The organism is Acetobacterium paludosum (assembly GCF_008086595.1).
In the GTDB taxonomy this organism is placed as follows: domain Bacteria; phylum Bacillota; class Clostridia; order Eubacteriales; family Eubacteriaceae; genus Acetobacterium; species Acetobacterium paludosum.
This window is the reverse complement of sequence record NZ_RXYA01000016.1, coordinates 82,366-96,366: the sequence shown is the minus strand read 5'-3', so window position 1 is coordinate 96,366 and position 14,001 is coordinate 82,366. Positions and strand designations below refer to the sequence as shown.

The window sequence follows — 14,001 nt, the reverse complement described above, 5'->3', positions numbered from 1 at the left end:
AACTGTTTCAATTTTAAATCATATCTCTGAAGGATTCCTTCATCAATTGTCTGGTATAAATGTGTTCCGGATTCTTGAAGATATCACCGGATACTCCATGTTCCACAATTTCACCTTGATACATAACATAAACTTTATCCGCGACTTTTCTGGCCAGATGCAAATCATGGGTAATGTACAGCATAGCAAATCCCTGCCTGTTCTGAAGTCCCTTGAGCTTTCTTAAAAGATTGGCCTGGGTTGAAGGATCCAACATGGAGGTCACCTCATCCGCAATCAAAAGTTTCGGTCTGGTAACCAAAGCCCTGGCAATTGCCAAACGCTGACGCTGACCACCGCTCAGTGCATGACAGTAGCGATCTAGAAATTCAGATGCGGTGGGCAACTGCACAGCACGTAGTGCTTTAATGCCCGCTTCGTCCCGGTCATCCCTGCTTCCCCATTTAATAATGTCCAACGGCTCTTTGACAACATCCAGTACTTTCATGCGTTGGCTGGTGGCTGAAAAGGGATCCTGAAAAACAATCTGCATCCCACCCATCATTTTTGTCTCCCAATGACCTTCAAGTTTTTTCTTTTTGAAAAAAGCTTCGCCTTTGTCCGGTTTCCAGACTCCGGCAAGCACCTGGGCCAGTGTAGATTTGCCAGAACCCGATTCCCCTACCAATGCCACAATTTCTCCGCTTTTTATTTCCATACTGACATCCTTAACCGCCACAATTTCCATTTCTTTCAATTTATATGTTTTACGAATGTTAACCGCCTTAAGAAAGGTCTCAATCCCCCCTTTGTGACAGGCCACCATGTGTTCCAGAGCCACATATTCTAATGACGGTTTTTCATGACTGCAGCTTTCCTCATGCTGACAACAACGGGGATAAAAGGCGCATCCATTTGTAGAAATTCCAGAAGATGGTTCACCATCAATCCCCCACAAATCTTTGTATTTGAAAAGATTTGGCGAAGAATTCAAAAGTCCTCTGGTATAGCAGTGAAGTGGATTTCTAAGTACTTCCGATGTTAATCCCTTTTCAATAATACGTCCACAGTACATCGCCATCACTCGATTAGTGAGCTTTTTTATCACCCCGAGATCATGAGAAATGATCACCATCGTAAACCCGAGTTCTTTTTGCAACATCTGCAGCATCCGCAGAATTTCATTTTTACTGATGACATCCAATGCCGTGGTCGGCTCGTCGACTATCAATAATTCCGGATTGCAGGACAAAGCCATGGCTACCAACACCCGCTGACGCATTCCACCTGACAACTGATGAGGATAAGCCTGCCGCCACTTCGGATCCAAACCAACCTTTTTCATCAGCTCAATTACCTTCACATCAATCTCAGCTGACGAATTGTGATAATGGGTTTTTATGGGTTCTCCAATTTGCTCACCAATAGTGAGTACGGGATTAAGAACCTCCAGCGAATTCTGAAATACCAGCGCAATTTCTTTCCATCGGTATTTTCGCATTTCTTTTTCAGGCAGTCTGTTCAAGTTTTGACCTTTATAGATTACTTCACCTTCTACATTCGCCTGGTTAAGCAGTCCCATTATGCCCATTGCAAAGGAGCTTTTGCCACACCCGGATTCTCCGATAATACCCAACGTTTCGTTTTTAGCAAGCTTTATGTTTATATCATCCACTGCTCTTACCGGTGGATCTGCGCAGTCATATTCTACCCCGAAATTTTTGATTTCCAACAAATATTGACCTTCATCAATCAATTTAATCTCTCCTTACTCAAAATTATCTTTAGGCCCTGATTCTAAGACGCGGATCCATGACACGTTCCAGTTCCCTGCTTAAAAAAGCCAGCGACATCACTACTAGGGTTAAAATTAGCCAGGGATACAGCAGCCACCATTTCCAAAAATTCGTATAATAAATCCCGGGAAAACTGGTTGCATAGTGAATAATCAGTCCCCAACTTTTTGAAGTGGGATCTCCCAATCCTAAAAATGACAATCCCGCTTCTGAAACAATGGCTCTTCCTGTCAACCGAATGATATTTACGGCTAAAATAGGGAATACTGCCGGTAAAAAATGACGCCAAATTAAATACCAGTTGCTTGCCCCATAAGTCTCCGCAACTTTAATATAAGTCTGTTCTTTAAGCATCATCACCTGGGAACGGACAATTCTGGCTGGTGTGACCCATGAGAGCAATGCCAGCACAATGACTACATTCAAAAGACTGGGTCCCAGAAGTGCCGCCAATAAAACCATCAACGGAAAATCTGGAATAACCATTATAATATCAATGATCCGCATAATGATTTTATCCGGCACTCCTCCAACATAACCTGAAAAAACACCAATCATACCACCACCCAGAGCAGCCAAAATAGCTGTTCCAAAACCTATCAGCAAGCTGATTCTCGCGCCATAACAAATCTGTGCCCAAAGATCAATACCCAAATCATCGGTTCCCAGAAAATGCCCGTTCCCGGGAGCCATAAGAGCATCGCCTGAAGAAAAATCATAGGGATAAACTGAAAGACTTGTGGCAAAAATCGCCATTAAAATAACCAACACCAGCATTACCAGACTCAATTTTCCCAGTATAGAAAAGTCTTTAATTACTTTCCAAATTTTCAACATTTTATTTTTTATTTTCGACACGCCTACCGCTCCTAAACCTTTCCAGAATCATTCACCCGGGGATCTAATAATTTATAGACCGTATCAGCTAAAAAATTAGCCAACAGAACAAAAATTGTTACCACCAGAAAAATTCCCTGGACTACCTGATAATCATGAACTTGAATGCATTCTCGCATCAACCGTCCGAGTCCGGGATAAGCAAAAACATTTTCAACCAGTATCGCCCCCCCAACAAGTGCTCCCAAGCTCAAAAATATCCGAGTTACCACCGGCAGTAGTGCATTTCTCAGCGCATGATGAAAAATCACTCGCTTCTGACTAAGTCCCTTTGCCTTTGCCGTTCGAAGATAGTCTTTCTGCAAAACAGTGGTCATACTGTTTCTCACCAATAAATAAATCCCCCCCATCTGAGAAATGGATAAAACCATAATTGGCAAAAACGCATGATTCAAAATATCAGATAGTTGATCCCACCAGCTCGTATAATCTTCAAAGGGAGTCATGGCTCCGGATAAAGGGAAAATCCTTAACCATGCCGAAAACACGAACAAAATCATGAGTCCAATCAGGAAAACCGGAATTTCCGATAATAAAATCATTTGAAAAAACAGCAGTTTGTCTGGCCATTTTTCACGATACCAGGCCGATACACTTCCCAAAAGCACACCAATTCCAGTACTAACAGCCAACGCGGATACCACCATAAATGCTGTCCAGCCCAAACGCCCTAAAATAATCTGACTCACCGGCACTTTATAATAAATGCTGTACCCCAAATCGCCATGAATCAATTGTCCAATGTAGGTTACATATTGTTCTCCCATCGATTTATCCAAACCATAATAGCTTTCATAATAATCCCGTTGTTCCTGTGTCATAACAATTTCTTCATTTTCAGCATTATCTGATGAAAGTAAAAGAAAAGGATCACCAGGTAGTAGTCTGGGCAGAAGAAAATTCAAGGTGATAATAATCCAAATGGTTAAACCGTATTCAAACAATTTCATTATTCTATTGTGTTTCACATTCTCCCCCCTTTCCATGAAATATTTACTGAAAAATTAGGATGACAGCCCATAAAACAATCTGACAACCATCTGATTTCAACTATCGCTATCTACTTTCAGTCCGCTACAAAATTCTCCCGATCATCATCATGATAGGTATTCTTACTCCAGCCATCATAAACTTTTGGCCGATGCACGGCTATCGTGTTTGTATAATAAAGCGTCAGCTTTGGCAATTCCTGAGCCACAATGCTCTGAAGTTCGCCACTGAGTTTTAATTGTTCGGCCGGGTCAGTTGCGTTAAGCTGAGCCGTGTACAACCGATCAACTTCCGGATTGTTGTAGCCAATTACCTGTGCAGTCGTTGATGTGGCTTTTGCTGATTTTTTAATGTTCGTGATCTCGCTGAGATCTTCTCCGCCACCGCTGCCGTTAATGACCATCTCAAAGTCACCCGCTGCGAAACGCGCATCTCTGCTTTTAGTGTCAGTCGTTTGTACATTTATCTCAATTCCTACCAAAGAAAGATCCTGCTTGATCAGGTCCGCCAACCGTGCACTGCCCTCATCTGCCAATAACATAAAACTCAGTTTTTCGCCACTGGCGTTTTCTCTGATTTTATCGCCATCAGTATCTTTAAAACCGATGCTATCCAACAATTCTTCAGCTTTTTTCGTATCATATGGATATTGTTCTACATCCTTGTTGTAGAGTTTATTGGTCGGATGTAAAACTCCGGGATTTCCGGGTACTGCCGCCCCACGTTCAATTTTATCAACCAAATCCTGACGGTTGATGGCATAGGCCAAGGCCTGACGAAAGGTCACATTCGCAAATTCCGGTTGAGTATTCATATTAAAGTACAGTCGATAAGCCCAGGTGGTGACATACTGCATCACTTCATACTCATCATTGTTTTCAAAACGGTCCAAAACATCCGGCGTGATGCTGATCCGATCAACATCTCCCTGTTCAAAGGCCAGAATCTCTTCACTTACCGGAATGAACTTAAGTTCTTTAACCTTTGGTTCACTTCCCCAAAAATATTCGTTGATTACATAACGATAACTTCCTAGTTCCTTGCTGTAATCCGTCAATTTATACGGACCTGTTCCCACAACCGCCTTGGCATCCTGATAGTTGTTGGGATCTGTTACCGTCTCCCATACATGTTTCGGAATAATCATAAAACCCGTGAGTGTCGTCAGAAATTTAGCATTCGCTTCGGTAATTGTTATTTTAACCGTCTGGGGATCCGCCACTTCCATGCTGGCGATTTTTGAAAAATCAGCAGCACTCACAGTGGGGTATGTTTTCTGGTAATTGTAGCTAAAAACCACATCCTCCGCGGTGAATGCCTCTCCGTCATTCCATTTTACATCCGGTCGCAATTTCAGCGTGTAAACCAGTCCATCATCGCTTGCCTGCCATTCGATGGCCAGCTTGGGAATAAGATTACTATCTGTATCCGTTTTTACCAACGAATCAAAAATCAATGCCATTTTACGTGAGCCCGGACCTCTGGGATAAATCCCGTAAGGAGTGGGATAACCCCAATCGCCACCAGCCAATTTAATGACCTCCACCTGTTTCTGATTCGCCAGGTTATTTTCCTCTTCTGATTTTGACTGAGTATTGCCGCAGCCCGGTAGCATCACGACCAGTGATGCAATTAACAGCAGTACTGTCCATTGTTTCAACCTTATGTTTAACATTCGCTTCCTCTCTCTCTTTAATTCAATTTACCAGTTTATACTTTACTAAATTGATTTTTTTTTTGGTCTCAGCATTTCTGCTAATATTTCTCTTGCTTTTTTATATTTACTCCATATTATCCTTTTAACGCCGAAACCATAAACATCGGTGATGCACCATACAGCAGTTTTTCTTTTTCATCCCATACTTTCTCCGTAATGTCACGGATATAATCAACGCTGGTAAAGCCACAATCGTTTAATGCATCAATATCCCAGTCTGGCCGCATGATCTTTGAAAAAGGCAGTAACTTGTAATCGATCGTTAAACCTCCGGCCCGATCTCCAGAAAAGGTGGAACCGTATTTTTCAACACATTGTTTTTCCCTTCTTTTGACTTCTTTCATCAGATTTTCATTGAAAAAATAATGATGCCAGTTTGCATCAAATATCAGCAATTTCCCAAGCGGTTTTAAAATCCGATGCCATTCCTGATAAACAGCTCTCGGATCTTTCAGCGTCCAAGTCAGATTACGGCTCACAATTAAATCGAAAGTACTGTCTTCAAAATCCGGATGATGGCTATCCATCATCCGCAACGTCGGATTTACCCTGTTTTTTCGGGCATTTTCTCTGGCAACAGCCAGCATTCCCTCCGAACAATCGATACCTGTCACTTCGTGACCTTCCTGACTCAAAATAATGGCAAAAAAACCCGGTCCAGTCCCGACATCCAATATTTTGAGCTTTTTTTCTGTAAATACTTCTCCAAAAATTAAAGATTTCCAGGCATCCGGTCTAAAACTATTGAGTTCATCATCAATAATTCTTCCATAATTCTCAGATGCCTGTGTCCAGTATTTTCCCATGCTGTTGTCCATAGCAATCCTTCTTTCAATTTATTTTTATACCTGATTAACCAATAAAATTTTATTCTGATACAGCCAATTGCTCTTGCTGTAATAAATGAACATACACAATGCCGTTGATGCCCAAGTAATGGGATAAGTGATGGCAACCCCCTGAATGTTATTCTGAACTCTCATCATTATAAAAAGCAGTACCGTTCTCAACAGGCATATGTTAGACAATATGATAACCATTGTTGGAAGGGTTTTACCGGAACCTCTGATGGTTCCACTAAGAATCTCCAAAATGACATACAACCAGTAGAAAGGAAAGGTAATTCGGATGATCTGCATCCCGTAGTCAACCACCGCAGCATCGCTGTTGATGACGCCGAAAGCTTGTCTGCCAAAATATAATAAAAAGAGGCTCATACCAATGGTGATGCCCCCGCCCATCAGAATACATACCCGGGTACCTTTTTTGACCCGATCGTATTTTTCGGCTCCGATATTTTGACTGGTAAAAGTTGAGATGGCTTGACCAAAAGCAACAATCGGTAAATAAATGAGCAGTTCAACCTTAAAGTATGCCGTATAAGCTGCGATCGCATCCACCCCAAGGCTATTGACATAATACTGAGCAACTACGTTTGAAATGGTGATCACCAGTGTTTGAAGCCCCGCCGGAATTCCAATTTTTAAAATACGATTAAAACAGACCCTATGGATTCTGATTTTGTTAAATTCCAACTTAAAATCAGAATCTGAGGCTGACAGAAAATATAATACCAAAATCGCGGCAATCGACTGAGAAATTAAGGTTGCCCATGCCACACCGCTGACGCCATTTTTAAAAAGAAGTAAAAATACGGCATCTAAAATTACATTGGTAATTCCACCAATCAACTGAATGACCATAGGCGTTTTTGAATTGCCCATCGCCCGGATAATACCGGATCCCATGTTATAGGTTACTACTGAAATCATACTTAGGAAATATACGCGGATATAGGTTATGGCTGTTGCCATGATTTCATTCGGCGTATTGATTAATTTCAAAAAATAAGGTGCCCCGATATAGCCGATAATCATAATAATGGTCCCACCGACAATTCCTAATGCAATGGCTGTATGGACAACGTTTTTTAGCGCTTTTTTATCACCAGTTCCGAAAACATAGGAAGCCACAACACTGGAACCTACTGACATACCTGAAAAAAAGCCCACCAGACAGGTTACAAACAAGGTACTGGCACCAACCGCCGCGGCCGCCTCTTTTCCCAAAAAATTGCCCACGTAGATCAAGTCCACGGTGTTATATAATTGCTGAATGAAACTTGACCCTAATAAAGGTAGCGAAAAAAACAGCAGCTTTTTCAGATAACCCCTTCTATCAAACTGTTACTTTTTATCACAGGCCTAATTCTCCAGAACCAAATGACATGCTACGTAGTGACCTATTTCCACTTTTTTGAGTTCTGCTGATTGTTCATAACAACTGTTCATATTCTCATACAAAGATTGAATCATCAAAATAACCCTCTAAACTATTTGACAAGAAAAAGCTGAAATTTGTTTATTATCTCTCGTTCTTCATCACTAACTTTAGCTTTTTCTTTACTGCTGATCTTAACAGAAAGATCCGTGATTCCCATTCCAAGTAAAATACTGCAATCCCATTGAGGTCGCATTTCCTTTGATAATGGCAATTCTCTGGCAATATTATCGATTACACCGGTGTCAACTCCATCAATCACTTTATGTGAATGCCCCTGGTGTTTCTCTGAATAGGCTTTATTATAAAAATCATCGGTATAGTGATAATAATAATTACCATCATTATTGAGCAGTCTTCCATTCGGTCGCAACACCCGTAACCATTCGGAATAGGCTTTAACGGGTTGCTCTAAATTCCATGTCACATTTCTGCTGATTACGAAATCAAATGTCCCGTCGTCGAATGTCAAATTTTGAGCATCCATTTGCAGAAATTCTATCTCTACGCCAAAATTTCCAGCATTTTTTCTGGCCTCCTCCAGCATATTATCGGTATAATCCACTGCCGTCACCTGATAACCTGCCTGGGCCAGCATAATTGAAAAGAAACCGGGGCCACAACCAATATCAAGTACTTTTTTATATTCCGGCACTGGCGCGAAAGATGTAATTGTCTGAATCCACTCTTTTTTTGATTCACTGTTGAGTTCTTCAACATTTCCTTTTGAAAAACTTGGTGCTCTCAAATTCCAATAACTCCGTATGTCTTCCAGTTTTTCTGCATTTCTTAATTCCATTAGTTTCCCTCCGTCGTTCTATTTTTTTGTGATTCAACATACTTAGCATCGTAATACTTGCTGCTGATCTAGCTTTTTTCACACTATTTCAGCACAAAAAAAGCGAAAATTGATACCCGCTTCAACAGAATATTCAACATTCACTGTTAAACTTAATTTTTTGTATTCAATTTTCAGACTGACATAGAAAAAAGCCGGCATTCGCAATGGTGTTGTATCACTGCATCTGTATGCTTCTTTCAAATCGTAAAGCAACTCATTCAGCAATTGCCCGGGAACAAAAAAAGCCGCGAAGTTGATCCCTATTATCATAGGATTATCAACCTTCACGGCTAAATTATTTTTTGCTCACAAATTTTTATCTAAGTTTAATTTTTATTATGATACCATTCTTGTATATACTTGTCAAGCCCTGTTTATACTAGTTGGAACTATTCCTGTCGATTTACCCAAATACCTTCATATCAATTTTGTGATATAAAGGTATTTTTTCAGTACTTATTAATTGTCATTAAGGCATTACAATCTGTCATAAAACAGAATCAATCAGTCTCTTTGTATATTCCTCACGGGGATTCATGATGATCTCATCCGGCGTTCCTTCTTCAACAATCCTGCCGTTGAACATCACCATCACGCGATCACAAACCTCCTGAACTAATGCCAGGTCATGGCAAATCAGCAAACAAGACATCCCCATTTTCTGCTGAAACTGCCCAAGCAGTTTCAGGATCTGTGACTGAATGGTTACGTCCAGCGCACTCGTCGCTTCATCACAAATCAACAGACTGGGTTTATTGGCAATGGCTCTGGCAATCGATGCACGCTGGCATTCCCCGCCGCTGACTTGATGGGGATAGCGGTCGGCAAAATCGCTGGACAAGCCACAATTCGCCAGACATTCCTGCGCTCGTGCTTTCGCTTGGCGCCGTTTCATGCCCTGATTGATCATGCTCTCCATAACACTTTCACCCAGTCTGATTCTTGGATTGAAGGAATCCAGCGGCATTTGGAAGATCATCTGAATGTCCTTATAAACGTCGCGGAGTTCTTTTGTATTTACATGCGTAATCTCTTTTCCATTCAGGAAAATTTCGCCTTCATCCGCCGCTGTTAAACGGGTGATCAGTTTGGCAGTGGTGCTTTTGCCGCAGCCGCTTTCGCCGACAAGACCCAGACACTCACCTTTGTTGATTTCAAAACTGATGCCATCCACCGCTACTATTTCCGTTTTTCCTTTTTGATAGGCTTTTTTTAAATTTCTTACTTCTAACACCGCACTCATGAGATTACCGCCTTCTGATTTTTGGTACCGCCTGAATCAATTTTCGAGTATACGTTTCCTGAGGATTGTTGATGACATCCTCGGTATTGCCGTATTCAACCAGATGCCCCTGGTGCATCACGGCGACTTTATCAGCCATATAGGAGACAACGCCGATATTATGGGTGACGATTGCGATGCCACTGCCGAACTCTTTTCTCATTGCCATCATTTCACGGATCACCTGGGCCTGTACTGTGACATCCAGGGCGGATGTCGGTTCATCGGCAAACAGCAGATCCGGTTTCTGAATCATCGCCATCACAATGCCCACGCGCTGATTCATCCCGCCGGATAATTCAAAGGGATAGCTTTTTAAAATCCGCTCACCATCCGGCAGATTGATCTTTTCAAACAGCTGCATTGCCAACAAATCCACTGCTGCTCGTTTTATGGCACGATGCTGTTCCATACTCTCATATAATTGATCGCCGATGGTCCTTATCGAACAGAGAGCACTGCCGCAGTTTTGAAAGATCATTCCCATTTCCGGTCCCCGCATCTGCCGAAGTTCGTCATTCTGAATATCCAGAACGTTTTTGCCTTTAACATAAATATCGCCTCGGGTCACTGTCCCGGCCGAACCCAGTAGACCCATGGTCGCTTTTATCAGCGTACTTTTTCCGCTGCCGGATTCACCCACAATGCCAAGTATTTCACCCAACTCCATTTGCAGATTAAAATCAAATACCGTCGGTTTGCCGTCATAGCTTATTTCCACATGCTGCATTTCCAGTAATGGCTGTTGCATAATATTTTTCCTTTGCTTGATTTAATTCATATCCAGGTCGGCGGTAATTTCATAATAATCGGATGGATGGGCAGAAAAGCCGGTGACCCCTTTTTTCATGACAAAGGACATTTTTAAATACGATGCATAAATATAGGCGTTATCATTGACAACCTGTTGGGCAATCTGTATGGCCAGATCGCTGCGTTTGTCTTTATCAAATTCATTACGCAACTGCCCGACTAAAGTTTCAACTTTATCATTGTGATAAGATCCTTTATTGTAGTCAGAACCATCAACAACATGGGTGGTGAAATAATATTGCGGATCGCCAGTTGGTGCGGTCACAAAGGCATTCGCAAAGACGTCATAATTACCGGCTTTCAGGAAATCCTTGTAGCTGTCCGTGGCATTGACAATGACTTCAATCCCGGCCTGTTTATATGATGCCTGAACGGATTCAGCCAGTAGTGGCAGTTCCTGTCTTGATGTATAAGTCAACCAGTTAATCGATAATCTCTGGCCATCTTTTTCCCGGATGCCGTCTCCATCAGTATCAACCCAGCCGGCCGCTTCCAGAACTTTTTTTGCGCCTTCAATATCATAGTCTGCCGTTTTGACTTTATCTCCGCCGAAGGTGAAATTGCTTGGGAATGGGCCTTCTGCTGGCGTTCCGTTACCCTGCAGCAAAACGCTGGTAAAACCATTTTTATCCATGGCCATGGCCATGGCTTTGCGGACCGCATCGTCCTGGATCACTGCCGATTTGTAATTCAAACAGGCCTGATAGACACGAGAGGTGTTGGTGGAACTGATGGTATAATCTTTATTATCCTGAAACAATTTCAAGCTGGCATAGGGAAGTCCCTGGGCGGCATCAATTTCGCCACTCTGCAATGCCATCGTTAACGTATCCCCGTCGGTGATGCTCTTAACATTGACCTTGCCCACCTTCGGTGTACTCCCCCAGTAATTGGCATTGGCTTCCAGATTGATTTCTGTGTCCGATACCGCGGTTGCCACATAGGGTCCGGTTCCAACCACATTTTTATTAGCACTGACGCCGGCTTCCATATCGATGATCGCCCCGTATGGATCACATAAATAGCTAATCAATCCCGGCACTTTATTTTCTGAAATGATGGTGACGCTCTGACCATCAGCTGTGATTGATTTGATCTGCAAATCCTTTGGGGCCCGATCATGAACGGCAACGAGGTCCTCCAGGCAGGCTTTGACCGACTCACCCGTCATTTTTTTACCATTTGAGAATTTAACGTCATCTCTTAAATTAATTTTGACTGTGTTTTCATCAATTTGCTCATAGCCAGTTGCCAGCCAGGGTTCCAACTCCATTTTTTCATTGAATTTGAATAGGGTCTCGCCGACGCCATAACGCACCGTCGACCAGCCGCTGTAAGAGTTGTGCGGATTCAGTCCGGTATTCGAATTGCTGACACTGTAGGCCACCGTCCCGTAGTTAAACACTTTTTCATCACTGCTTTTGCTGGCTGTCGAACTGCCGCAGCCGGACAACAATCCGACGGACAATGCCGCTGTCAGCAGTATTGTTAAAACTTTACTTTTCTTTTTCATTTTTTCCTCCAGTTTATTTTTTTGTTTGGGGATCCAGTACATCTCGCACGGTATCGCCCAGTAAGTTAAATAGCATCACGGTTATAAAAATAGCACAGCCTGGTGCCAGAATGACCCAGGGCGATGTCTGCAGCATGCTCCGTCCATTGCTCATCATCGAACCCCATTCAGCAATCGGCGGCATGGCGCCCAATCCCAGGAATGACAAGCCCGCCAGTTCCATCATCATCGTTCCGATGTCCAGCGTTGCCGTTACCAGAATCGGGCCCATCATATTCGGCAACAGATGCTTGAAAATGATTTTTGCCGGTTTGGAACCGCTTAATTTTGCTGCGGAAATATAGGGCATGTTTTTGATGGACAAAACCTGGCCTCTGGCCAATCTGGCAAATTTAGGCCATGAAATACAGGCCAAAGCAACAACGGCATTCATAATGCCCCCGCCCAAAACACCGGCCACGGCAATGGCAAAGACCATCCCAGGGAAGGCCAGAAAAACATCGGAAATGCGCATGATGATTGAATCGATTTTTCCGCCTTTGTAGCCACAGAATACCCCAATACTTGTTCCAATCACCGAAATAATGGCAACCAGCAGCAATGATGAAAAGATGGTGGATTGGGCTCCCATAATCACCCGGGACAGCAGGTCCCGCCCATAACGATCGGTGCCCAGCAAATGATTCGAATCCGGTGCCAGAAGAGCCTTTCCTAAATCCTGCTGATAGGGATCATAGGGCACCAGCTGGGAAGCAAAAACAGCAATTAACAGCAGAACAACCACAAGGGCTGAAAACACATAAAGCTTGATCGTTGTCTGGTCTTTATGTAATTTTGATTTTCGAACCGTTATTGACTTTTCTAATCGCATTTCCAAACCTTAGCCCTCCTGTTCCAAGCGAATCCGGGGATCGAGATAATGATACAGAATATCTGTAAGCAGATTAACCAGCACATAAATTAGGGCCATCCAGATGACATAAGCCTGAATCATCGGATAATCTCTGGCCATGATGGAATCCACCGCCAGTTTACCCACCCCGTCCCACATGAAAATCGACTCAATGATTGCCGTCCCGCCGAGCAGGGATCCGATCGACAATGCCAGCAGCGTCACAATGGTGAGCATGGCTGATTTCAGCACACTGGACCAAAGGATTACCATTTCTCTGACGCCGCGTGCTCTGGCGCCCATAACGTAATCCTTATTCAGTTCTTCCAGCACCGTTGCCCGAACCTGACGCGTATACTTGGCTGCCATGGCAATCGCCAGGGTCAGAGTCGGCAAACAGATGCTCTGCCATCCGTCATTGCCCATAACCGGAAACAGCTTTAATTTCAGGGCAAAAAAATAAATCAACAGCAGTGAGACGAAAAATCCCGGCATCGAATTCCCGATAAAACTCATTCCCCGTATGAGATAGTCGGTCATGCGATTTTGTCTGACTGCCGCCAGTATCCCAAATGGGATGGAAATCACGACAGTTGCCAATATGGATGTCAGGGTCAGATAAATCGTCGCTGGCAGCTTGGAAACAAATGTTTCAAACACCGGCTGGTTCGAAATATACGATGTACCCATATCACCCGTTGCAATCCCAACCAGCCAGTTGGTGTACTGAACCAAGAACGGCTGATCCAATCCGAGCTCTGCCCGTTTCTCGGCCTTTACCTGTTCGGTCACGCCGCCTCCCGAATTATCGTATAGGGCATCAACCGCATCACCTGTTGCCGTGTGCATCAGCGTAAAAGACATTAGTGTAATTCCCAAAATAATCGGGATCAATTGTATCAGGCGTTTCCCGATATATTTTCGCATCTCTCATTATCCCTTTCTCGCATCCATGATGCTTCGTCCATTATTGTAACACCCGTTAAAACGCCTCACAACCC

At 43.1% G+C, this 14,001-nt stretch carries 13 protein-coding genes; all 13 read right to left on the bottom strand.

What is annotated here, in order from left to right:
• Window positions 1-13: 13 nt before the first annotated feature.
• Entirely contained in the window at window positions 14-1,735 is a 1,722-nt protein-coding gene (locus FZC41_RS15365) for a dipeptide ABC transporter ATP-binding protein (RefSeq protein WP_148568325.1), read from the bottom strand.
• A gap of 28 nt (window positions 1,736-1,763) precedes the next feature.
• Window positions 1,764-2,633: an ABC transporter permease gene (locus FZC41_RS15360; protein ID WP_243136741.1), complete on the bottom strand. Its 870-nt coding sequence runs from the start codon at window positions 2,631-2,633 to the stop codon at window positions 1,764-1,766.
• 11 nt (window positions 2,634-2,644) lie between these two features.
• Entirely contained in the window at window positions 2,645-3,622 is a 978-nt protein-coding gene (locus tag FZC41_RS15355; RefSeq protein WP_148568353.1) for an ABC transporter permease, read from the bottom strand.
• Window positions 3,623-3,738: 116 nt separating this feature from the next.
• Window positions 3,739-5,337 (bottom strand): ABC transporter substrate-binding protein, encoded by a 1,599-nt coding sequence (locus tag FZC41_RS15350; RefSeq protein ID WP_148568324.1) that lies wholly within the window; start codon window positions 5,335-5,337, stop codon window positions 3,739-3,741.
• A 116-nt stretch (window positions 5,338-5,453) separates the two neighbouring features.
• The gene (locus FZC41_RS15345; RefSeq protein ID WP_148568323.1) at window positions 5,454-6,197 is read right to left on the bottom strand and encodes a class I SAM-dependent methyltransferase; all 744 of its coding nucleotides are present in this window, start codon (window positions 6,195-6,197) and stop codon (window positions 5,454-5,456) included.
• Between the two features lie 24 nt (window positions 6,198-6,221).
• Window positions 6,222-7,532, bottom strand: coding sequence for an MATE family efflux transporter (locus FZC41_RS15340; RefSeq protein ID WP_243136744.1), 1,311 nt, complete (start codon window positions 7,530-7,532; stop codon window positions 6,222-6,224).
• A 179-nt stretch (window positions 7,533-7,711) separates the two neighbouring features.
• Entirely contained in the window at window positions 7,712-8,458 is a 747-nt protein-coding gene (locus tag FZC41_RS15335) for a class I SAM-dependent methyltransferase (protein ID WP_148568321.1), read from the bottom strand.
• A 78-nt stretch (window positions 8,459-8,536) separates the two neighbouring features.
• Window positions 8,537-8,770: a hypothetical protein gene (locus tag FZC41_RS15330; protein WP_148568320.1), complete on the bottom strand. Its 234-nt coding sequence runs from the start codon at window positions 8,768-8,770 to the stop codon at window positions 8,537-8,539.
• Window positions 8,771-8,987: 217 nt separating this feature from the next.
• A complete protein-coding gene (locus FZC41_RS15325; RefSeq protein ID WP_148568319.1) occupies window positions 8,988-9,743 on the bottom strand; it encodes an ABC transporter ATP-binding protein in 756 nt (251 codons plus the stop codon).
• 4 nt (window positions 9,744-9,747) lie between these two features.
• Entirely contained in the window at window positions 9,748-10,533 is a 786-nt protein-coding gene (locus FZC41_RS15320) for an ABC transporter ATP-binding protein (RefSeq protein WP_148568318.1), read from the bottom strand.
• A 21-nt stretch (window positions 10,534-10,554) separates the two neighbouring features.
• Window positions 10,555-12,108: an ABC transporter substrate-binding protein gene (locus FZC41_RS15315; RefSeq protein WP_148568317.1), complete on the bottom strand. Its 1,554-nt coding sequence runs from the start codon at window positions 12,106-12,108 to the stop codon at window positions 10,555-10,557.
• A gap of 13 nt (window positions 12,109-12,121) precedes the next feature.
• A complete protein-coding gene (gene nikC, locus FZC41_RS15310) occupies window positions 12,122-12,979 on the bottom strand; it encodes a nickel transporter permease (RefSeq protein WP_148568352.1) in 858 nt (285 codons plus the stop codon).
• Window positions 12,980-12,988: 9 nt separating this feature from the next.
• Window positions 12,989-13,927 carry a nickel ABC transporter permease gene (gene nikB, locus FZC41_RS15305; RefSeq protein ID WP_148568316.1) on the bottom strand — a complete coding sequence of 313 codons (939 nt, stop codon included), beginning with the start codon at window positions 13,925-13,927 and terminating at the stop codon, window positions 12,989-12,991.
• Between the last annotated feature and the right edge of the window lie 74 nt (window positions 13,928-14,001).